21 protein-coding genes are annotated in these 19,979 nt (G+C 39.0%); 15 read left to right on the top strand and 6 right to left on the bottom strand.

The genetic code is table 11. The features are described 5' to 3' along the window. The first annotated feature begins 1 nt into the window (after position 1). A complete protein-coding gene (yjgA, locus tag MJX77_RS02390; RefSeq protein ID WP_004794549.1) occupies positions 2 to 538 on the top strand; it encodes a ribosome biogenesis factor YjgA in 537 nt (178 codons plus the stop codon). A 47-nt stretch (positions 539 to 585) separates the two neighbouring features. Here the strand turns inward: yjgA and MJX77_RS02385 are convergent, their stop codons facing one another. After that, complete coding sequence (locus MJX77_RS02385; protein ID WP_252060473.1) at positions 586 to 2,223, bottom strand: acyl-CoA synthetase; 1,638 nt, start codon at positions 2,221 to 2,223, stop codon at positions 586 to 588. A gap of 393 nt (positions 2,224 to 2,616) precedes the next feature. On the opposite strand from MJX77_RS02385, the gene thrS reads away from it, so the two are divergent. The 4 genes from thrS (at position 2,617) to MJX77_RS02365 (ending at position 6,431) form a co-directional block, all read left to right on the top strand. Beyond that, on the top strand, positions 2,617 to 4,539 hold the full coding sequence (gene thrS, locus MJX77_RS02380) for a threonine--tRNA ligase (RefSeq protein ID WP_004794546.1): 1,923 nt from the start codon (positions 2,617 to 2,619) through the stop codon (positions 4,537 to 4,539). A 5-nt stretch (positions 4,540 to 4,544) separates the two neighbouring features. After that, positions 4,545 to 5,096: a translation initiation factor IF-3 gene (gene infC / locus MJX77_RS02375; RefSeq protein WP_081399203.1), complete on the top strand. Its 552-nt coding sequence runs from the start codon at positions 4,545 to 4,547 to the stop codon at positions 5,094 to 5,096. A gap of 228 nt (positions 5,097 to 5,324) precedes the next feature. Then, the gene (locus MJX77_RS02370) at positions 5,325 to 5,945 is read left to right on the top strand and encodes a glutathione S-transferase N-terminal domain-containing protein (RefSeq protein ID WP_005302422.1); all 621 of its coding nucleotides are present in this window, start codon (positions 5,325 to 5,327) and stop codon (positions 5,943 to 5,945) included. Positions 5,946 to 6,002: 57 nt separating this feature from the next. Next, positions 6,003 to 6,431: a YqaA family protein gene (locus MJX77_RS02365; protein ID WP_252060472.1), complete on the top strand. Its 429-nt coding sequence runs from the start codon at positions 6,003 to 6,005 to the stop codon at positions 6,429 to 6,431. A 44-nt stretch (positions 6,432 to 6,475) separates the two neighbouring features. On the opposite strand, the gene nreB is transcribed toward MJX77_RS02365, so the two are convergent. After that, positions 6,476 to 7,729 carry a nickel resistance MFS transporter NreB gene (gene nreB, locus MJX77_RS02360; protein ID WP_252060471.1) on the bottom strand — a complete coding sequence of 418 codons (1,254 nt, stop codon included), beginning with the start codon at positions 7,727 to 7,729 and terminating at the stop codon, positions 6,476 to 6,478. Positions 7,730 to 7,965: 236 nt separating this feature from the next. On the opposite strand from nreB, the gene rpmI reads away from it, so the two are divergent. The 4 genes from rpmI to MJX77_RS02340 all read left to right on the top strand — a co-directional run bounded on the left by rpmI (position 7,966) and on the right by MJX77_RS02340 (position 9,740). Continuing rightward, positions 7,966 to 8,160: a 50S ribosomal protein L35 gene (gene rpmI / locus MJX77_RS02355; RefSeq protein WP_003655048.1), complete on the top strand. Its 195-nt coding sequence runs from the start codon at positions 7,966 to 7,968 to the stop codon at positions 8,158 to 8,160. Between the two features lie 11 nt (positions 8,161 to 8,171). Continuing rightward, positions 8,172 to 8,531 (top strand): 50S ribosomal protein L20, encoded by a 360-nt coding sequence (gene rplT, locus MJX77_RS02350; protein ID WP_000124858.1) that lies wholly within the window; start codon positions 8,172 to 8,174, stop codon positions 8,529 to 8,531. A gap of 90 nt (positions 8,532 to 8,621) precedes the next feature. Continuing rightward, a complete protein-coding gene (gene ybiA, locus MJX77_RS02345; protein ID WP_252061301.1) occupies positions 8,622 to 9,179 on the top strand; it encodes a riboflavin biosynthesis intermediates N-glycosidase in 558 nt (185 codons plus the stop codon). Positions 9,180 to 9,236: 57 nt separating this feature from the next. Continuing rightward, entirely contained in the window at positions 9,237 to 9,740 is a 504-nt protein-coding gene (locus tag MJX77_RS02340) for a GNAT family N-acetyltransferase (RefSeq protein WP_252060470.1), read from the top strand. Between the two features lie 6 nt (positions 9,741 to 9,746). Here MJX77_RS02340 and MJX77_RS02335 read toward each other — a convergent pair whose 3' ends face one another. After that, the gene (locus MJX77_RS02335) at positions 9,747 to 10,739 is read right to left on the bottom strand and encodes a hypothetical protein (RefSeq protein WP_252060469.1); all 993 of its coding nucleotides are present in this window, start codon (positions 10,737 to 10,739) and stop codon (positions 9,747 to 9,749) included. Between the two features lie 158 nt (positions 10,740 to 10,897). On the opposite strand from MJX77_RS02335, the gene pheS reads away from it, so the two are divergent. The 3 genes from pheS to MJX77_RS02320 are packed head-to-tail and all read left to right on the top strand — an operon-like array spanning position 10,898 to position 14,585. Continuing rightward, positions 10,898 to 11,878, top strand: a complete 981-nt coding sequence (pheS, locus tag MJX77_RS02330; protein ID WP_252060468.1) for a phenylalanine--tRNA ligase subunit alpha — start codon at positions 10,898 to 10,900, stop codon at positions 11,876 to 11,878. Between the two features lie 32 nt (positions 11,879 to 11,910). Further along, positions 11,911 to 14,292, top strand: a complete 2,382-nt coding sequence (pheT, locus tag MJX77_RS02325; RefSeq protein ID WP_252060467.1) for a phenylalanine--tRNA ligase subunit beta — start codon at positions 11,911 to 11,913, stop codon at positions 14,290 to 14,292. Beyond that, the gene (locus tag MJX77_RS02320; RefSeq protein WP_000126166.1) at positions 14,289 to 14,585 is read left to right on the top strand and encodes an integration host factor subunit alpha; all 297 of its coding nucleotides are present in this window, start codon (positions 14,289 to 14,291) and stop codon (positions 14,583 to 14,585) included. The genes pheT and MJX77_RS02320 overlap by 4 nt, the downstream gene beginning before the upstream one ends. A gap of 153 nt (positions 14,586 to 14,738) precedes the next feature. Here MJX77_RS02320 and MJX77_RS02315 read toward each other — a convergent pair whose 3' ends face one another. Continuing rightward, on the bottom strand, positions 14,739 to 14,978 hold the full coding sequence (locus MJX77_RS02315; protein WP_252060466.1) for a hypothetical protein: 240 nt from the start codon (positions 14,976 to 14,978) through the stop codon (positions 14,739 to 14,741). A 94-nt stretch (positions 14,979 to 15,072) separates the two neighbouring features. Between MJX77_RS02315 and MJX77_RS02310 the strand changes: the two genes are divergently transcribed. Further along, the gene (locus MJX77_RS02310; RefSeq protein WP_107880773.1) at positions 15,073 to 15,225 is read left to right on the top strand and encodes a hypothetical protein; all 153 of its coding nucleotides are present in this window, start codon (positions 15,073 to 15,075) and stop codon (positions 15,223 to 15,225) included. A gap of 164 nt (positions 15,226 to 15,389) precedes the next feature. Here MJX77_RS02310 and rho read toward each other — a convergent pair whose 3' ends face one another. Beyond that, entirely contained in the window at positions 15,390 to 16,658 is a 1,269-nt protein-coding gene (gene rho, locus MJX77_RS02305; RefSeq protein ID WP_004794523.1) for a transcription termination factor Rho, read from the bottom strand. Between the two features lie 322 nt (positions 16,659 to 16,980). Further along, complete coding sequence (gene trxA / locus MJX77_RS02300; protein WP_003655060.1) at positions 16,981 to 17,307, bottom strand: thioredoxin; 327 nt, start codon at positions 17,305 to 17,307, stop codon at positions 16,981 to 16,983. A gap of 277 nt (positions 17,308 to 17,584) precedes the next feature. Here trxA and ppx point away from each other — a divergent pair, with 277 nt between their 5' ends. Beyond that, positions 17,585 to 19,105, top strand: coding sequence for an exopolyphosphatase (ppx, locus tag MJX77_RS02295; RefSeq protein WP_004794521.1), 1,521 nt, complete (start codon positions 17,585 to 17,587; stop codon positions 19,103 to 19,105). 18 nt (positions 19,106 to 19,123) lie between these two features. Continuing rightward, positions 19,124 to 19,945: an acetyl-CoA carboxylase carboxyltransferase subunit alpha gene (locus tag MJX77_RS02290; protein WP_013198918.1), complete on the top strand. Its 822-nt coding sequence runs from the start codon at positions 19,124 to 19,126 to the stop codon at positions 19,943 to 19,945. Positions 19,946 to 19,979: the final 34 nt, after the last annotated feature.

Raw genomic sequence — 19,979 nt, 5'->3', positions numbered from 1 at the left:
CGTGGCACGTGGTTCCCAACGTTATACTGAAGAAGATTTCGGTTCTTTAGAAGGACGTGCAAGTAAAACCGAACAGAAAAAAGCAGTGCAACGCATGGCTGCTTTAGGTGAGCAACTCGCACAACTTTCTATTAAACAAATTCAGAAACTTCCAGTTGATGAGCGTTTAATTGATGCTTTAATGGAAGTGCAGAACATTAGTTCTTTTGAAGCACGTCGTCGCCAATTTCAACGTATTGGTAAGTTATTGCGCAATGAAGATGAGACGATTATTTTGTCTTATTTAACCCCGCAGCAAGGCGCAAAAAGACAGGCTCAATTAATGCGTTGGGTTGACCGTATGATTGAGCAGGGTGATCCTGCAATTAATGAATTTAGTAAAATTTATAATGCATCGGAACGTCACACCTTGCGTCAGCATGTGTTGAGAATCAACCGCGATAAAACTCAACAGGCGAGTGAAGCAGATATTGAGGCATCAAAAGTTAAATTTGTTAACTATGTGCAGCAAATCGCATTATTGTCTGATCAAGGCTAAATGCGCTTAAATAAAAAAAGCGACGCTCGAGGCGTCGCTTTTTTTATTTATATATTTTCAGCACGTTCTTTTGCCCATTCTCGCAAAATAAACTTCTGTAATTTGCCGGTCGATGTTTTTGGAATTTCTGTAATAACCACATCTTTAGGAACTTTAAAGCGTGCTAACTCTTTTTGGCAATGTTCAATAATTTCTTCAGGTGTCGCTGTGGCACCCATTTTTAATTCAATAAATGCGCAGGGTACTTCTTGCCAACGAGCATCGGGTTTAGCGACGACCGCAGCAGTTAAAACAGCTGGGTGTCTATACAACACATCTTCTACTTCTAGAGATGAAATATTTTCTCCACCTGAAATAATAATGTCTTTTGATCGGTCAGTAATTTTTGCATAACCATCGGGATGGCAAACGGCTAAGTCTCCCGTGTGGAACCATCCTCCAGCAAAAGCTTCTTGAGTTGCTTTCGGGTTCTTTAAATAGCCTTTCATGACAATATTGCCACGAAACATAATTTCCCCCATGGTTTGTCCATCACTCGGGACAGGCTGCATTGTTTCGGGGTCTAACACACGCATACTGTCTTGTAATGGGTAGGGTACACCTTGACGGGAATGAAGCTGAGCCTGTTCAGCAATTGAAAGTTCATTCCATCCAGATTGTGAAGCACATAAGGCAGAAGGACCATATGTTTCTGTTAAGCCATAAACATGGTTGACGTTAATTCCCATGTTTCGCATACCTTCAATAATAGCAACTGGGGGAGCTGCGCCAGCAACCATTACTTCAACATGGTGATCAAAGTTGGTTTGTTTTTCTTTAGGTAAGTTAATAATCATTGAAAGAACAATCGGTGCACCACAGAAATAATCAACCTTATGTTCTGCAATGAGTTGCATGACTAATTCTGGGTCGACTTTGCGCAAACAAATATTCGTTCCACCGCTTGCTGCGATACTCCATGCGAAACACCAGCCATTACAATGGAAAAGCGGTAATGTCCATAAATACACAGCACGAGGTTTCATGCCACAGGCTAAGATATTGCTTGCAGCATTGAGATAAGCCCCACGATGATGATAAACAACGCCTTTAGGATTACCCGTTGTTCCAGATGTGTAATTTAAGCTAATTGCATCCCATTCATCTTCTGGTAAATGCCATACAAAGTTAATATCGCCTTGGGCTATCCATTCTTCATATTCAAAAGAACCGATAAACTGATTTTCACCTTCATATTCATCATCAGCTACATCAATCACAATAATGTGCTGATCAGGAATAAGAGAGAGGGCTTCTCTTACCAAATTAACAAATTCAGGGTCAACCAACAGTACTTTGCTTTCAGCATGTTCAAGCATGAAAGCGATTGTTTTTGCATCTAAGCGTGTATTGAGTGTATTAAGTACGGCACCCGCCATTGGAACTGCGAAATGTGCTTCAACCATGGCTGGAATATTTGGCAATAAGACCGACACTGTATCATTTTTTTTAATTCCCAGTTGTTTGAGCTGAGAAGCAAACTGGCAACAACGTTGATAAGTTTCTTTCCATGAAATTTGGCGCTTACCATGAATAATTGAAGCTTGATTTGGATAAATATAGGCTGCACGTTCTAAGTAGCGTAGAGGTGACAATGCAACAAAGTTTGCGGGTGTGCGTGGTAACTCATCATAAGCACTAACCATGGTAAACAACTCCGTGTTCTATTTTTAATTCATTCTTTGAAAATATGACTTAATACGCATCAAAGCATCTATGCTTTAGTCTTAAACAGAAATACCCTTCAGTCAGAAAATGAGCAAAAATGCTATTTTCTTCATCTTAAACCACTTGCGCTGAGTGTGTTTGAAAAATCTTCCCAATATATTTTTAAGTCATTTATTGCTGTTTACCTGATAAGCAAAATGTATTTATGATTTTGTGGGCTCAAAGGTTTTCACTTTGCTTGAACAAGTGTAAAATCTTTCAGGTTTTTTAATTTTGATTTACACCGTTTTTATATTTTGAGGTTCGCCTCGATCATAATCTCGCGGTGAAATGCTCCTTCGTATAGGGCATCACTCCTTAAGGATTTTTTTATGCCAATTATCACATTGCCAAATGGCGATCAAAAAAGTTTTGATCACGCTGTATCTGTTATGGAAGTTGCCCAAAGTATCGGGCCTGGTCTAGCAAAAAATACTGTTGCTGGCCGTGTAAATGATCGCTTAGTTGATGCATGTGACTTAATTACCGAAGATTCGACCTTACAAATTATCACTCCAAAAGATGAAGAAGGTCTTGAAATTATTCGCCATTCTTGTGCACACCTTGTAGGACATGCTGTTAAACAGCTATTCCCTGAAGCCAAGATGGTGATTGGTCCAGTCATTGAAGAAGGTTTTTACTACGACATCTGGATGCCTCGTCCGTTTACATTAGACGATATGGCAGCGATCGAAGAGCGCATGAAAAAGCTCATCGACCAAGATTACGATGTCGTTAAAAAAATGACACCACGTGATGAAGTAATTGCTGAATTTACTGCACGTGGCGAAGAATACAAATTACGCTTGATTGCAGACATGCCTGAAGAAACACAAATGGGCTTGTACTACCATCAAGATTATTTGGATATGTGCCGTGGTCCACATGTACCAAACACCAAATTCTTAAAATCATTCAAGCTGACAAAAATCTCTGGCGCTTACTGGCGCGGTGATGCGAAGAATGAACAGCTTCAACGTATTTATGGTACAGCATGGGCTGATAAGAAACAGCTTGCTGCGTACATTAAGCGTATTGAAGAAGCTGAAAAGCGCGACCACCGTAAAATTGGTAAAGCCTTAGACTTGTTCCATATGCAAGAAGAAGCACCGGGTATGGTGTTCTGGCATCCAAACGGTTGGACAATTTACCAAGTTCTTGAACAATACATGCGTAAAGTTCAGCAAGACAATGGTTACCTCGAGATTAAAACTCCACAAATCGTAGACTTTACGCTTTGGGAAAAATCTGGTCATGCGGCAAACTACGCTGACAACATGTTTACGACTCATTCTGAAAGTCGTAATTATGCGGTTAAGCCAATGAACTGTCCATGTCACGTACAAGTTTTCAACCAAGGTTTGAAGTCTTACCGTGATTTACCAATTCGTTTAGCCGAGTTCGGTTCTTGCCATCGTAATGAACCATCTGGTTCTTTACACGGTATTATGCGTGTACGCGGTTTTACACAAGATGATGCACATATCTTCTGTACTAAAGAACAAATTGGTCAAGAAGTTGCAGACTTTATCAAGCTCACTTTAGATGTCTATAAAGATTTTGGCTTTGAAGAAGTGCAAATGAAACTTTCTACACGTCCAGAAAAACGTGTGGGTGATGACGCGCTTTGGGATATGGCTGAGAAATCTTTAGCAGATGCTTTAGATGCAGCGGGTCTTGAGTGGGAACTACAGCCAGGTGAAGGTGCGTTCTACGGTCCGAAAATTGAATTCTCATTGAAAGACTGTCTCGGACGTGTATGGCAATGTGGTACTATTCAGTGTGACTTCAACTTACCAGAGCGTTTAGATGCGTCTTACGTAACTGAAGACAATGATCGTGATCAGCCTGTTATGTTGCATCGTGCAATTCTTGGCAGTTTTGAACGTTTTATTGGTATACTAATTGAACACTACGCTGGTTTCATGCCACCTTGGTTGTCGCCGTTACAAGCATGTGTTATGAATATTACTGACTCTCAAGCTGAAGCTTGTGAGAAAGTCGTAGCAAAACTCAAAGAAAATGGTCTTCGTGCTATTTCTGACTTGAGAAACGAAAAAATCGGATTTAAGATTCGTGAGCGTACTTTAGAGCGTATTCCTTACCTGTTGGTTCTTGGTGATCGAGAAGTTGAAGAAGGTACAGTGAATGTACGTACGCGCTCAGGAAAAAATTTAGGTACTATGTCAGTAGATGCATTCATTGACTTAGTGAAGTCTGCCGTCGCCGAACGCGGCCGGTATATTGTGGAGTAAGAAAGATTAAACAGCCTGACCGTAACCAACAACAAGGTGCAAAAAGCAACCGTCCAGCAATTAACGATGAGATCCGTGCAAAAGAAGTACGCCTCGTCGGTGCTGAAGGTGAGCAAAAAGGAATTGTTTCATTAAGTGAAGCACTGCGTGCTGCTGAAGAGGTTGAACTTGATCTTGTTGAGATCGTTGCAAACGCCGAGCCGCCTGTTTGTAAAATTATGGATTACAACAAGCACTTGTTTGACCTTAAGCAGAAGCAAAAAGATGCGAAGAAAAAACAGCATCAAGTGCAAGTGAAGGAAATCAAACTGCGCCCTGCAACTGATGTTGGTGATTATCAAGTTAAGCTTCGTGCTATTTTGAAATTCCTTGAAGAAGGAAACAAAGTGAAGATCACTTTACGTTTCCGTGGTCGTGAAATGGCTCATCAACAACTTGGCTTAGCTCAATTGCAAAAAATTGAAGCAGACGTGGCTGAGTATGGGGTTGTGGAACAAGCACCAAAAATGGAAGGCCGTCAAATGGGTATGTTACTTGGACCGAAAAAGAAAAAGTAATACTCAAAAAAAGCACTGCAAAAGCAGTGCTTTTTTTTACTCTAATATTAATAAAAAATATCACTTAACTTTTCTTTGTTCAGTTTTATTTAAGACAATTGCTATATTTTTTTAAGAAATTCAATTCACGAATTTTATGTGTTTTTTAGTGTTGGAAATCTCATCGCTCCTCTTAAAACATGATATAACGCAAGACGCAGTCATGATAACGATGAATAGGAAAATAGAATGATTGATCTATATTATTGGGGCACTCCCAATGGACATAAAATCACAATTGCCTTAGAAGAAATGGGACTGGATTACACCCTTTACCCAATTAATATTTTAGAAAATGATCAATTTCAACCAGATTTCCTGAGAATTTCTCCAAATAACAAAATTCCTGCGATTGTTGATCAAAATGGACCTCGTGGTGAGCCGATATCTATATTTGAATCGGGCGCTATCTTGCAATATCTAGGTCGAAAAACTGGATTATTTTATCCAGATGATGAACAAGAGCGAGTTGAGGTTGAGCAGTGGCTCATGTGGCAAATGGGCGGGTTAGGGCCTATGCTTGGGCAAAATCATCATTTTAATCGTTTCGCCCCAGAAAAAATTCCCTATGCCATAGATCGTTATGTAAATGAAACTAAACGTTTATATGGTGTACTTAATAAACAATTAATTGGTCAGAAGTTTGTTGCTGGTGAGTACTCGATTGCTGACATGGCAATTTTACCTTGGATCTTGCGTTATGAATGGCAAGGTATTCAACTTGAAGACTATCCATATGTACAAGAATATATTGTGCGTTTAACAGCACGCCCAGCAGTTCAGAAAGCACTATCAATTAAAGTGGCTTAATTTCTTGCCTAGATTTAATAAATGCTTAAAGCAAAAAGTCATTTGGTGTAATTGCTTATGCTGAGTTACTTTTTGCTTTTTATCAGTGCTTTTGGCGCTGCTACTTTATTACCTCTACAGTCTGAAGCGGTATTGGTAACCTTATTGTTAAAGGGACAATATTCAGCTTTGCTTTTAATTAGCATTGCTACCCTGGGTAATGTATTGGGTTCTTGTGTCAATTGGTGGTTAGGCCTAAAGATAGAGCAGTTTAAACATCGAAAGTGGTTTCCAGTTTCTGAAAAGCGTTTAGAACAAGCCCAGCGCTTTTATCATAAGTATGGCTTTTACTCTTTACTTTTAAGTTGGACACCTGTGATTGGTGATCCAATTACTTTAGTTGCAGGTTTATTCAAAGAAAATTTTTGGCGTTTCCTTAGTATTGTTATTATTGCCAAAGCAGGGCGCTATTTGTTTATTTACTGGGTGGTGATGGGGTTTATTTAAAATAAAAAAGCATCCGAAGATGCTTTGATTTATAACTATTTAAATTAATCTTCTGAGCTTCTGGTGATATCAACTTTAAATAGATCGTTCGTTTTGATCCAACAGAAAGTCACAACAACCAGAGTCATGCAGCCTCCAAAAATTGTAGCGGTAATCGTGCCTAAATATTTAGCCGCTAAACCTGATTCAAAGGCTCCTAATTCATTACTTGAAGATACAAACATACCGTTTACGGCAGCAACGCGGCCTCGCATATTTTCTGGTGGAAAAATTTGCAAAATGGTTTGTCTTACAACAACAGAGATACTGTCACATGCGCCTGTCATAGCAAGAGCAAAAAGAGATAACCACATATTGTTTGAGAAGGCGAATAGAATAGTAAATATTCCGAAACCTGCTACAGCAAGTAACATGTTACGCCATGCATGCTGAGTTGGCGGAAAGCGAGTCAAAGCAATCATGGTGATAAGTGCGCCAATAGATGGAGCAGCTCGTAAATATCCAAGCCCTTCCGGACCGACTTTTAATATATCTTCTGCGAAAATTGGTAATAACGCGATAACGCCACCAAATAAAACAGAAGCTAAATCAAGAGAAATCGCCCAAAGAACAATTTTGGTTTTCCAGATAAAACGGAAACCTTCTCCTAAGCTTTCTAAAATATTGTCCGTTTCAATTTTAGGGAAATTACGTTTATGCAATAAGTTAATTAAAATAAAGCAAATACCAAGTAAAACAGCAACGCTAAATAGACTGGTTTCTCTGCCTAAGTAAGCAAGCATAAAACCGCCCAGCATTGGTCCAATAATTACACCACTTTGCCAGCCGATGGTTGTCCATGTCGCGCCATTTGCATAAAGTTCGCGTGGAATTAAAAATGGTTTTAAAGATGTTGCAGAAGGATTGTAGAAACCGCGGATTGTTCCTAAGCCAAAAATAACAGCATAAATGCCCCAAGAAAGGAAGCTAACACTGATATGCCCTAAACCATGTAAGTGGAAAAGTAACCATAAAACTAGGGGAAGGGGAACCGAGAAAAATAAACAGATTTTCATAATAATCTGTTTATTAAACCTATCTGCAAAATAGCCTCCCCAAAGAGAAAGAGCAATAAAAGGAATGGCTTCTGCAAGTCCGATTAAACCTAAAGTCAGTGGGTCTTTGGTGATTTGATATAATGAATAGGCAACAATAATTTCTTGAATCAAAATTGCGAGCGTTAAGCAAAACTGATTGATCGTAACGATAGAGAAGTCTCGATACCGTAATGCAGCGAAAGCATCATTTTGTATATTCATATTCTTTTGAATTTAAGAGATTGCACTTATTATAGGCGATGATTTTGTGGATTTTCTCGTAATTTGATAATTGATTATAGAAAATAACGTTTATATAAAATAGACAATTTACTATCAAAAAATGAGCATTTTACTTTTGTTTTAAGTTGGGATGCTTTAGAATATCGGCTCCCTTACCTGCAGGTCGTTTTTGCAATGGTGCAAACGTTCCGAACAGGTGTTCAAAAGAGGTTGTTATGCCTAAGATGAAAACTCGCCGCGGTGCTGCTAAACGCTTCAAAGCGACTGCACACGGTTTCAAGCGCAAACAAGCATTTAAGCGCCACATTTTGACCAAAAAATCTGCTAAACGTATCCGTCAATTACGCGGCTGTGTAATGGTTCATGTTTCTGATGTGAACTCAGTTCGTCGTATGTGCCCATACATCTAAGGAGATTATAAATGGCTCGTGTAAAACGTGGTGTAGTGGCTCATCGTCGTCACAAAAAAATTCTTGCTCGCGCTAAAGGTTACTATGGTGCTCGTTCACGCGTTTACCGCGTAGCGTTCCAAGCGGTAATCAAAGCTGGTCAATACGCTTATCGTGACCGCCGTCAAAAGAAACGTCAATTCCGTGCTCTATGGATTGCGCGTATCAATGCTGGTGCTCGTCAAAACGGTTTGTCTTACAGCCGTATGATCGATGGCTTGAAAAAAGCTCAAGTGATCATCGACCGTCGCGTATTAGCTGACATCGCTATGCATGATGCAGTAGCATTTGCTGCTTTAGCTGAAAAAGCTAAAGGCGCATTAGCTGCATAAGCTTAGAGATTCAAAAAGAGGCCGCTTTTTAGCGGCCTTTTTTATTTTTAGTGGTTCTATTTTAAAAAAGAAAATAGTCAGAGATAAATGATGAAAGACGAAAAATTTCTAAAGGACTTAATTCAAAAAGTACAGCAAGACCATCAGTCTAAATACTTATATTTCTGGGGGCATACTCCTAAACAAGCTGATCTTGTTGATAAAAGCTGTTTTAGCCAGTGGTTTCCAGCGCAATTTAAAGTGGAAGGTGATGAATACTTTACTGCTGAGCACTATATGATGGCGCAAAAAGCAAAATTATTTAATGATGAAGAAACTTTTGCACGGATCTTGCAGGTTAAACATCCGAATGAGGCAAAACAGCTAGGTCGTAAAGTGCGTAATTATGATGAACAGGTATGGCAAGAAAATCGGTTTGACATTGTCGTACAGGCGAATTTTGCTAAATTCTCTCAGCATCATAAATTGAAAGAATTCTTATTAGCTACAAAAGACCGTATTTTGGTTGAAGCATCTCCAGTCGATAAAATTTGGGGAATTGGTATGGCACAAGACTATCCACATATTCAAGATCCATCTCAATGGCAAGGACTAAATTTGTTGGGTTTTGCTCTAATGCATGTTCGAGAGCGGTTTTTAGCTGAATAAGTTTGTATGAAACAAAATGGTGCTTCACTTTAAAAGTAGTGACATAAGGGGAACGAATTGCAATCACTAAATGAAACAGAAATTCGTATAGCTATTTTTAAGGATGCATTATCTATTGCAGAAGTACATGTGCAGTGTTGGAAAGAAACCTATACAGGTATACTTAAGCAGGAAATATTGGATGAGCTTAAAGTACTAGATAAAGAACAATTATGGAAAGAAATCACCAAAAGACCTGATCATAAGTTACTTATCTATACTGAAAATGGAATAGTGAAAGGCTTTCTCGATGGTTACTTAAACCCAGAGAGTAATATTGCTGAAATTCTTGCTTTTTATCTTTTAAGAGAAGTTCAAAAACAAGGCATAGGCTGTGAGTTATTCCAAAATTTCTATCAATGTGCTTTAAATCAGGGATACAGTTTTATTCGTTTAGAAGTTTTTAATAAAAATCCAAGCCGGTTTTTTTATGAAAAAATGGGAGCCAAAATAATTGGCGAAACCGAACTACCGGAGTTCGGCTTCGAAATAACAGAATTACTTTATCAATGGAAACTCTAATTTAAGTTAAAGCCCAAAATAATAAGCCAGAGCACAAATAATAATCGTTAGAATAATCAGCTTAATAACGCCTGAACCAGTGCCTTTATGGTGGTGAGATTTCAAATGTTGTGGATTTTCATTTGATTGCTCGAACGGAGAGGCTTTAATTACAGGTACGATCTGAGCTGTTTGGTAGTGATTTGCAGCCTTAACAATAAGTTTGGCAAACAAATCATCAGTTTTTTGCGTAAAATTTCTTAAATTAATGAGTTGTTCTTGGTCTAGCTCTTCTCCTAATGGATCATTTGCAAGGCGTTTCTTTTGTTCTAAATAATTAGCCAATGCTTGAGTACGAGATAAAAGCTGATGAGCATAATCAGCAGGATAATTTTCTGGAATTAAAGCAAGTCTTGGTTCTTGGCTCGTAATGCTTGTACCATCAAAATGAGCTTTTTGAAATTCTGGCTCTTCAAACCCTGCTGCATATTTACTACGAAATAATTCACTCTCCATAAAGTCAGCTATTTCTTGCCATGGCGGATTTTTTAAATCAGCTTCAATTTTTTTTGATAATTTTTCATTGAGTTCAAAACGCCAGAAAGTTTCTAAACGAAGCTCACAGGTTTGTGAAGCAGGAGCTTCAAACTCATTATCATTGTTATACCATTCAGCAAGTTCATGGCCGAAAATCCATGCAAATTTCTTATCATTTTGATGGCTAACGATAAAATGAGTGTAAGGCAAAAGCTCAACGTTGCTGTTTGGATTTTGCTCTTCGTTTAGCAGGCTTGATAAATGTAAACTGAGCTGAGTGGTACCTTGTTTTTTTAGCGCTTCTAGCCAAACTTGAAAGTGTTGAGCGAGTAAATGCTGAGAAGCTAAGTCACGAAACTGAAAACTATGGTGGTCAAAAATATGATGTTGTCGCCATTGGGTAAAGCTTAAATTCTGACGGAGGTATTCATTACCATACGTCACAAGCGTAAGTTGTTGTTTCCAAATTTGATTGAGCGCCATAATAGTTGATCTCATTGACGATGCTATTATCTTATACGTTTTATCTTTTTGTTGCCTAATACATTTTTCATGATGGATAAACTTCATCAATCTGATGAAAAACTGTTAGAATGCAGTGTTTTATTATATTTTTTTAATTTGTTGCTTTGAGAGTTAATATGTCACTGGAAGCCCTGACCACAGAAGCGCTTGCTGCCATTGCAGCAGCTCAAGACCTTGTTGCACTTGATCAGGTGCGTGTGCAATTTACAGGGAAAAAAAGCCAGCTTGCAGAACAATCGAAAGCATTAGGGAAAATGGACCCTGAAGAACGCAAAGTACAAGGTGCTGCGATTCATGCTGTTCGAGAAACAATTAATACTGCTTTAACAGAACGTCAAGCAGCATTACAACAGGCAGCACTTGAGCAAAAGCTAGCAAGCGAAACGATTGATATTACTTTGCCGGGCCGCGGTCAGCGCATTGGTACAGTTCACCCTGTTACTCAAGTACAAGAAAGAATTTGTCAGTTCTTCACTAAAGCTGGTTTTACAGTTGCGACTGGTCCAGAAGTTGAAGATGACTATCACAATTTTGAAGCATTAAATATTCCTGGTCACCATCCAGCGCGTGCTATGCACGATACTTTCTATTTTGATGCCACTCATTTACTGCGTACGCACACGTCTGGTGTGCAAATTCGTACCATGGAAACAAGTGAGCCACCAATTCGTATCGTATGTCCAGGCCGTGTTTATCGTTGTGACTCTGATCAGACGCATTCGCCAATGTTCCATCAGATCGAAGGTCTATACGTTGCTGAGAACACCAGCTTTGCTGAATTAAAAGGTTTACTCATTAACCTGCTGAATGAGTTTTTTGAAAAAGATTTAAAGGTGCGTTTCCGTCCATCATATTTCCCGTTTACTGAGCCAAGTGCAGAAGTAGATATTATGGATGAACGTGGCCGTTGGTTAGAGGTTTTAGGCTGTGGCATGGTACATCCAAATGTATTAAGTGCTGCGGGTATTGATCCTGATAAATACAAAGGCTTTGCTTTTGGTTTAGGGGTAGAGCGCTTTGCTATGTTGCGTTATGGCATTAATGACTTGCGTATGTTCTATCAAAATGATGTGCGTTTCTTACGCCAATTTGCCTAACAGTTTTTCAGGATTAAAAAAGGTTTATAAAGATGAAGATTAGCGAAAATTGGCTACGTACATGGGTTAATCCGGCAATTGATAGTGATACATTGTCTGATCAGTTGACGATGCTTGGTCTTGAAGTTGATGAATTGGCACCTGTTGCTAAACCATTTACTGGTGTTGTAATTGGTGAAGTGCTCACTGTTGAGCAGCACCCTGATGCAGACCGTCTACGTGTTACAACAGTGAATATTGGTCCAGGTGAGCCTTTACAAATTGTATGTGGCGCACCGAACGTTCGTGTTGGAATGAAAGCACCTGTGGCAACCATTGGCGCAGTATTACCTGGCGATTTTAAAATCAAAAAAGGTAAACTTCGTGGAGTTGAATCACAAGGCATGCTTTGTGGTGCTTCTGAGATCGATCTTGAAGATAAAATCGATGGTTTGCTCGAACTACCAGCTGATGCTCCAGTAGGAGTAAATATCCGTGAATACCTCAAACTTGATGATAATGTCATTGATATTAGCATTACGCCAAACCGTGGTGACTGTTTTAGTATTCGTGGTATTGCTCGTGAAATTGCAGTTATTAATAAGCTACAAATGAATGAACCTGTAATTAACGCGGTTGATGCCACTATTACTGATGAGAAAAAAGTCGTTATCAGTACTGAAGGTGCTCCGCGTTATCTAGGGCGTGTAGTTAAAAATGTTAATGTAAAAGCTGCGACTCCTGAGTGGATGGAACAGGCTTTATCACGTTCAGGTATCCGTACTCATAGTATTTTGGTTGATGTGACCAACTATGTCTTAATGGAATTGGGTCAACCAATGCACGCATTCGATTTGTCTAAAATCGAAGGGACTGTACATGTTCGTCAAGCAACACAACAAGAAAAATTACAACTTCTGAATGATCAAGAAGTTGAGTTGCAAGAAGATATAATGGTGATTGCTGATGATCAAAAAGCTCTAGCAATTGCTGGAATTATGGGTGGTTTATCATCAAGTGTAACTGATGATACGACTGATATTTTCCTAGAAAGTGCTTTCTTCGCGCCACTCGCGATTGCTGGTCGTGCACGTCGTTTTGGTTTACATACTGATTCTTCGCAGCGTTATGAACGCGGTGTAGATTTCGAATTACCTTTAATTGCAATGAATCGTGCTTCTCAGCTTATTCAAGAGTTAGCAGGCGGCGAGTTTGGGCCAATTACTGTAGCTGAAAAAACTGATCTACTTCCTAAGCGTGAAGCAATTGAACTGAAACAAGCTCAGGTAGACCAATTGTTGGGATATCAAGTTGCGGGTGAGTTCATTGCAGATGCTTTAACTCGACTAGGATGTAAGGTAACAGTTAAGACTGAAGGTGAATGGAGTGTAGTACCACCATCACATCGCTATGACATGGCTATTTATCAAGACTTAATTGAAGAAGTAGCGCGTATTGATGGTTATGACAATATCCAGATCAGCTTACCAAGCATGGATGTTAAATTTGCTAAATATCAAGATCGTTTTGAACTCGCTGAGCTGCGTCAAACGATCGTGACTTTAGGTTATCAAGAAGCAATTAGCTTTAGCTTTGCTGATGCAAAACTTGAAAAGCAATTAAATCCAGAAGTTCAGCCACTGATGCTAGCAAATCCAATTTCAAGTGATTTGGCTGCAATGCGTAGTACTTTACTTTCTAGTTTAATTCCTTGTGTGCAATATAATCTCAACCGTCAGCAAAGTCGTGTTCGTTTCTTTGAATTCGGACTGCGTTTTGATTATCAAAATGCTAAGAACATTGAAGACTTAAAACAGACTCCTACGTTGGCTCTGGTTGCAGTTGGTTCGCAAGAACCAGAATCATGGCATGTTAAGCCTCAACCTATGGATTTCTTTGATTTCAAAGGTGAGATTGAAGAGATATTAGCTGCTGGACGTGTAAGTGTTGAATATGTACGTTCTGAGCGTGCTTGGTTACACCCAGGGCAATCAGCTGAGATTTTAGTTGATGGTAAATCAATTGGTTACTTAGGTCGCTTGCATCCCTCTCTAGAAAATGAGCTTGATTTAAGCACGACTTGGGTAGCTGAACTTGATCAAACAGCTGTTTTGCAATCTTATGTATCTAATTTTACAGAATTATCACGTTTTCCTTCGGTTAGACGTGATATTGCGCTTTTAATCTCTGATAATATAAATGTTAGAGATATTCAGCAGTTAATCGAACAAACTGGTGGAGAGCTTTTAGACTCTACATGGTTATTCGATGTGTATACGGGGCAGGGTGTCGAAGATGGTAAGCGCTCATTAGCGTTTGCACTTCTGTGGCAACATCCTTCACGTACGCTTGAAGATGCTGAAATTAAATCTGGTATGGACAATATAATCCAAGTGTTAGAAAACACTTATCAAGCGACATTGAGGGCCTCATGACAGCATTAACTAAAGCAGACATGGCTGATCATTTAAGTGAGTTAACCAGCTTAAATCGCCGTGAAGCAAAACAAATGGTCGAGTTGTTCTTCGACGAAATTAGCCAAGCACTTATTGCAGGGGAGCAGGTTAAGCTTTCTGGTTTTGGTAATTTTGAGTTAAGAGATAAACGCGAACGTCCAGGACGTAATCCTAAAACAGGTGAAGAAATTCCAATTTCTGCACGTAGGGTAGTGACCTTTAGAGCAGGTCAAAAGTTTAGACAACGCGTTGGAAATGAGCAGATCGATTGATCTGCTTTTTTTTACTTATATTTAGATGGCTTTATTTAATTAAAATGTTATATCAATCTATCTAGATATATTAAGAGAAGTGGTTTTAATAATTTAAAATTTAGGCGTAAAAAAAGAGGACAGAAAGTCCTCTTTTTATCTAATCTTTATAGATTAGTGTGCAGCAGAAGCAGCAACTTCAGAAGCAGCAGCAGCAACTTCAGAAGCAGCAGCAGCAACGTCAGAAGCAGCAGCATCAACAGCTACAGCAGCTTCAGAAGCAGCAGCAGTAGCTTCAGAAGCAGCAGCTACAGCTTCAGAAGCAGCAGCAGGAGCTTCTTCTTTCTTAGAACAACCAACGAAAGCTAAAGTAGCAGCTACAGCAGCAGCAACAGCAAATTTTTTGAATAACATGGCATCACTCTCACAAAAAAGATTTGAGATTAAAAAAACCTAAGTTGGACTGTTTTGCTTTTATTATTCCTAAAACGTAGCTAGGTAACAACGCATGGAGCAGTCTAACTGGTCTGCCGCTATGCTATCACTGCAAATGCTGAAATACTACTGTCGTCTGTCAAAAAAATGTATGAAAAACAGAAAAACAGTCTGTTTTTTAACAGAAAAAAACAATCAATCGGCTCGAGTGTATTGGAAAAGGTAGAGGTAAGCTACTAAAAAACATATTTTTTTTAATTCAAAAATAATTATTATCAAAAGCTTATAAGTAAAATTACATAAAAAACTGCAAAATGTATTTTTGTGTAAAGCTTGTCAACCAAATAAAAAGCCACTCAAAAGAGTGGCTTTTTATTGAAGATTAATCGATTAAGTTGAAGCTTTACGCTTCATCTGATCGAAGAAATCATCATTTGTTTTGGTTTCTTTCATACGATCAAGTAAGAATTCCATTGCCGCCAATTCATCCATAGGATGTAGAAGCTTACGGAGGATCCATACTTTACGTAAGTTATCATCATCCATTAAACGCTCTTCACGACGAGTGCCAGATTTCTTAATATTCATAGCAGGGAAGACGCGTTTTTCAGCAATACGGCGATCAAGTGTAATCTCTTGGTTACCTGTACCTTTGAATTCTTCATAAATTACGTCATCCATTTTACTGCCTGTTTCAATCAAAGCAGTTGAAATGATCGTAAGAGATCCACCTTCTTCAATATTACGTGCAGCACCGAAGAAACGTTTAGGGCGTTCTAATGCATGAGCATCTACACCACCAGTTAATACTTTACCTGATGACGGGATAACGGTGTTGTAAGCACGAGCAAGACGGGTAATAGAGTCAAGAAGAATCACGACGTCTTTTTTATGTTCAACTAGACGTTTTGCTTTTTCAATTACCATTTCTGCAACTTGTACGTGGCGAGCAGGAGCTTCGTCGAATGTTGAAGCAATGACTTCACCGCGAACAGTACGTTCCATTTCAGTTACTTCTTCTGGACGCTCGTCAATTAATAGAACAATCAGGAATACTTCAGGATTATTTCTAACAATAGATTGAGCAATATTTTGAAGTAACATTGTTTTACCTGCTTTCGGCGGTGCAACAATAATAGAACGTTGTCCTTTACCAATTGGCGCAACTAAGTCAACAACACGAGCAGTTAAATCTTCTGTCGTACCATTACCGAGTTCCATAACCAATTGTTCAGTTGGGAAAAGGGGGGTTAAGTTTTCAAATAAAATTTTATTTCGAGAATTTTCTGGCGTGTCATAGTTAATCTGGTTAACTTTGAGCAACGCAAAATAACGCTCACCTTCTTTTGGAGGGCGAATAGTACCTGTGATGGTATCACCTGTACGCAAGTTAAAGCGTCGGATTTGTGAAGGACTCACATAAATATCATCCGGACCTGCTAAATACGAACCTGCCGCAGAGCGCAAAAAACCAAAACCATCAGAGAGAATTTCAAGAACGCCATCACCAAAAATTTCTTCGCCATTCATTGCATGGCGTTTCAAAATGGCAAAGATAATATCTTGCTTTCGGTTACGAGCCATACCTTCCAGGCCCATAAATTCAGCAATTTTAATTAATTCACCAATTGGTTTTTTCTTGAGTTCAGTTAAATTCATAAGGGTCAGAATTAGGAAAGAGTAGAGTGTGGTTTAAAAAGAAGAAAAATCGCTCGCATACAAAAAAGATTATCGCAATTGTATTTACACAATAACAATTCAGAAGTCTGATTGATTGTTTCGAAGAAAAATGTGAAAAAACAATTTCTGTTGCCGAGTGGCGATCTTTATGTTTGTGTCTTGTAAGAAGCCGGACGAAGATGATTCCCTTCAGTGCCTCTTGAGCATGCAATATAAGCCAGCTTAGTTAATTTGTCAATTTATAGCCGAAAAAAATACGCTATAAAAAAGTATAGCGTATTTTCATTCTTAGCATTTTGACTTAAACATTTTCATCAATAAAGCTAACAAGTTTAGACCGAGGTACAGCACCAATTTGTTGAGCTACAACTTCACCATTTTTGAAAAGTAATAAAGCAGGAATATTACGGATATTGTATTTCACCGCAATATCTTCGCAAGAAGTTACATCAACTTTAACAATTTTTACTTTACCAGCATATTCACTTGATAGGTCTTCAAGAACAGGTGCAATTGCTTTACAAGGTGCACACCAACCTGCCCAGAAGTCAACAAGTACAGGTGTTTCAGCGTCTAGAACATCTGCTTGGAAGTTATCATCAGTTGTATTTACAATAGTCGCAGACATGGTACGGCTCCAATTTTTAGAAAAAGTGCTATTACTACAGGAGAAATTATCTCTATCAGTATTACATAGCTACTTAGTTCAATGTAAGGGTTTGATGCTATTATTCAAGGCTTAACTAAATTTGTCTAATGGATGCTCACGATATTCATCATCGGCTTGTACAATCATTTAACAAATAGAAAAATATCGATGGCTATTAATTGTTGATGAAAATGGCTTTTCAATTGCATTCTTGTGAATTACTCTAGGCGTGAATTGTTATGGGTTTAGTTCAATAATGTCTGACTTTCTGATTGATGAAGAATTACTTGCCGCCATAGATATGGGGTCGAACAGCTTTCACCTTGCAATTGCACGGGTAGATCATGGCGAAGTTAAAAAAGTTGCTTCGATGTCAGAAAAAGTACAGCTTGCAGCTGGTTTAGATGAAAATAAAAATTTAACGGAAGCCGCGCAGCAGCGTGGTTTAGCATGTCTAGCCCGTTTTGTTGGAAGATTGAGCTCTGTTCAACCTAATCGTTTACGAATTGTGGCTACGAATGCTTTGCGTCAGGCAAAAAATGGTCATGAATTTATTCAAAAAGCTGCAGAAATTTTACCTAAACCTATTGAAATTATTGCAGGACGAGAAGAAGCCCGTCTAATCTATTTGGGTGTATCGCATACCATGGCCAATGGTGGACGTCGCTTAGTTGTTGATATTGGTGGTGGTTCTACCGAATTCATTATCGGTGAAGAGTTTGAACCCATTTATACTGAGTCATTACAAATGGGTTGTGTGGCTTATACAACGGCCTATTTTTCTGATGGGGAAATTACACAAAAAGCATTTGATAAGGCCGTAGTTGCTGCTCGTAAAGAACTTTCTGCTATTGCAACGACTTATAAAATGGAAGGGTGGGATACAGTCGTTGGTTCGAGTGGAACGATTAAAGCCTGTCGCCAAATTATGGTCAATATGGGCTTAAGTGATGAACAAGAAAATGTCACTCGAGAAGGACTATATAAACTTAAAGATAAATTGCTTAAGTTTAAAAATGTTTCTGAAATTGATTTTGAAGGACTAAGAGAAGATCGACGAGCAGTTTTGCCAGCCGGATTGGCAATTTTGTACGCAGTTTTTGAAGTTTTAGAAATTGATCGTTTGGCATATTCTGATGGTGCATTACGCGAAGGTGTGATGTATGACCTGTTAGGTCGATTTAAACATGAAGATATCCGTGATCGTAGTGTACAGGCCTTAATGGGGCGTTATAACGCAGATCCAAAGCAAGCAGAAAGAGTTGTAAATACAGCACAACAATTATTTGATGGTGTTGCGAAATCTCTTAATTTAACTAGTGAAGACAGTGACTTACTGCGTCGAGCTGCTTATTTGCATGAAATTGGTTTAGCAATTAGTCATGGTGGTTATCATCGCCACGGTGCTTATTTATTACAGCACTCAGATATTCCAGGTTTCTCGCAAATTGATCAAAATCATCTTTCACATTTAGTTGCTCACCATCGTCGTAAATTGCGAAATGATGTAAAAAACGAAATTTTGAAGGCTGGTGGTCATAAATTACTTTACTTAAGTTTATTACTTCGCCTAGCAGTTTTACTCAACCATAGTCGAAGTGATCAGATGCTTCCTGCCATTGAACTGACCATCATAAATGATCAACAATGGCAGCTTAGTGTTTCTGGTGATGCCAAACAATGGCCATTGTTAGTTGCCGACTTGCACGATGAGCAAGAGCAGTTTAAGCATTGGGACATTGAATTGAATATTCAGTCGGAAAAATTTATCGATTAAAGGGATAATATTCGACCTATGAAAAAATCTACTCAGTCCAAAGCTTGGACAACGGTTCAAATTGCACGTCATCCTGAACGTCCGCAGTTTCTAGATTATGTCGGTGAAATCTTTACAGAGTTTGACGCCTTGCATGGTGATCGTTTGTTTGGTGACGATGGTGCGATGGTAGGTGGTCTTGCTCGTTTTGACGGTCAACCTGTGATGGTCATTGGACAACACCGTGGTCGTAGTACCCGTGAAAAATTAAAGCATAACTTCGGTATGGCTAACCCTGAAGGTTACCGTAAATCTCAACGCCTATTAGATATGGCTGAGCGTTTTAATCTTCCGGTCTTCACGTTCATTGATACGATGGGTGCTTACCCAGGTGTTGGTGCTGAAGAGCGTGGACAAGCCGAAGCAATTGCAACGAGTCTTGCTCAACTTTCAAGCTTGAAAGTTCCTGTTGTTGCAACAGTACTGGGTGAAGGTGGTTCTGGTGGTGCTTTAGGTATTGGTGTTGCTGACAGAGTCATTATGTTATCGCACAGTATTTATTCTGTGATTTCACCAGAAGGCTGCGCATCTATTTTATGGAAAACTGCTGAAAAAGCGGCTCAAGCGAGCGAAGCTTTAGGTTTAACAGCAGACAAATTACAATCTCTAGGTATTGTTGAATATGTAGTAGATGAAGGCGAGGGGGCACATTTAGACCCTGAGCAAGTTATGCAAAACCTAAAAGTAGTTCTGAAGCAAGCTTTGGATGAATTGCTACCACTGGAAGCAAATGAACGATGCGAAGCACGTTATCAACGTTTAATGAAGTTTGGCAGCGCAAATTTAGGCATAATGTCTTAAAGCAGGCTCAACTATTTTCAGAAAATAGTTCTTT

Source organism: Acinetobacter sp. AHP123 (genome assembly GCF_023757925.1).
Taxonomy (GTDB): domain Bacteria; phylum Pseudomonadota; class Gammaproteobacteria; order Pseudomonadales; family Moraxellaceae; genus Acinetobacter; species Acinetobacter oleivorans.
This window is presented reverse-complemented; position numbering and strand designations above follow the sequence as displayed.

What these genes read in the sequence shown, in the direction of transcription:
- MJX77_RS02385 (WP_252060473.1), bottom strand. Translation starts at nt 2,223, where the DNA reads ATGGTTAGTGCTTATGATGAGTTACCACGCACACCCGCAAACTTTGTT.
- thrS (WP_004794546.1), top strand. Translation starts at nt 2,617, where the DNA reads ATGCCAATTATCACATTGCCAAATGGCGATCAAAAAAGTTTTGATCAC.
- MJX77_RS02370 (WP_005302422.1), top strand. Translation starts at nt 5,325, where the DNA reads ATGATTGATCTATATTATTGGGGCACTCCCAATGGACATAAAATCACA.
- MJX77_RS02365 (WP_252060472.1), top strand. Translation starts at nt 6,003, where the DNA reads ATGCTGAGTTACTTTTTGCTTTTTATCAGTGCTTTTGGCGCTGCTACT.
- nreB (WP_252060471.1), bottom strand. Translation starts at nt 7,729, where the DNA reads ATGAATATACAAAATGATGCTTTCGCTGCATTACGGTATCGAGACTTC.
- rpmI (WP_003655048.1), top strand. Translation starts at nt 7,966, where the DNA reads ATGCCTAAGATGAAAACTCGCCGCGGTGCTGCTAAACGCTTCAAAGCG.
- rplT (WP_000124858.1), top strand. Translation starts at nt 8,172, where the DNA reads ATGGCTCGTGTAAAACGTGGTGTAGTGGCTCATCGTCGTCACAAAAAA.
- ybiA (WP_252061301.1), top strand. Translation starts at nt 8,622, where the DNA reads ATGAAAGACGAAAAATTTCTAAAGGACTTAATTCAAAAAGTACAGCAA.
- MJX77_RS02335 (WP_252060469.1), bottom strand. Translation starts at nt 10,739, where the DNA reads ATGGCGCTCAATCAAATTTGGAAACAACAACTTACGCTTGTGACGTAT.
- pheS (WP_252060468.1), top strand. Translation starts at nt 10,898, where the DNA reads ATGTCACTGGAAGCCCTGACCACAGAAGCGCTTGCTGCCATTGCAGCA.
- pheT (WP_252060467.1), top strand. Translation starts at nt 11,911, where the DNA reads ATGAAGATTAGCGAAAATTGGCTACGTACATGGGTTAATCCGGCAATT.
- MJX77_RS02320 (WP_000126166.1), top strand. Translation starts at nt 14,289, where the DNA reads ATGACAGCATTAACTAAAGCAGACATGGCTGATCATTTAAGTGAGTTA.
- MJX77_RS02315 (WP_252060466.1), bottom strand. Translation starts at nt 14,978, where the DNA reads ATGTTATTCAAAAAATTTGCTGTTGCTGCTGCTGTAGCTGCTACTTTA.
- MJX77_RS02310 (WP_107880773.1), top strand. Translation starts at nt 15,073, where the DNA reads ATGGAGCAGTCTAACTGGTCTGCCGCTATGCTATCACTGCAAATGCTG.
- rho (WP_004794523.1), bottom strand. Translation starts at nt 16,658, where the DNA reads ATGAATTTAACTGAACTCAAGAAAAAACCAATTGGTGAATTAATTAAA.
- trxA (WP_003655060.1), bottom strand. Translation starts at nt 17,307, where the DNA reads ATGTCTGCGACTATTGTAAATACAACTGATGATAACTTCCAAGCAGAT.
- ppx (WP_004794521.1), top strand. Translation starts at nt 17,585, where the DNA reads ATGTCTGACTTTCTGATTGATGAAGAATTACTTGCCGCCATAGATATG.
- MJX77_RS02290 (WP_013198918.1), top strand. Translation starts at nt 19,124, where the DNA reads ATGAAAAAATCTACTCAGTCCAAAGCTTGGACAACGGTTCAAATTGCA.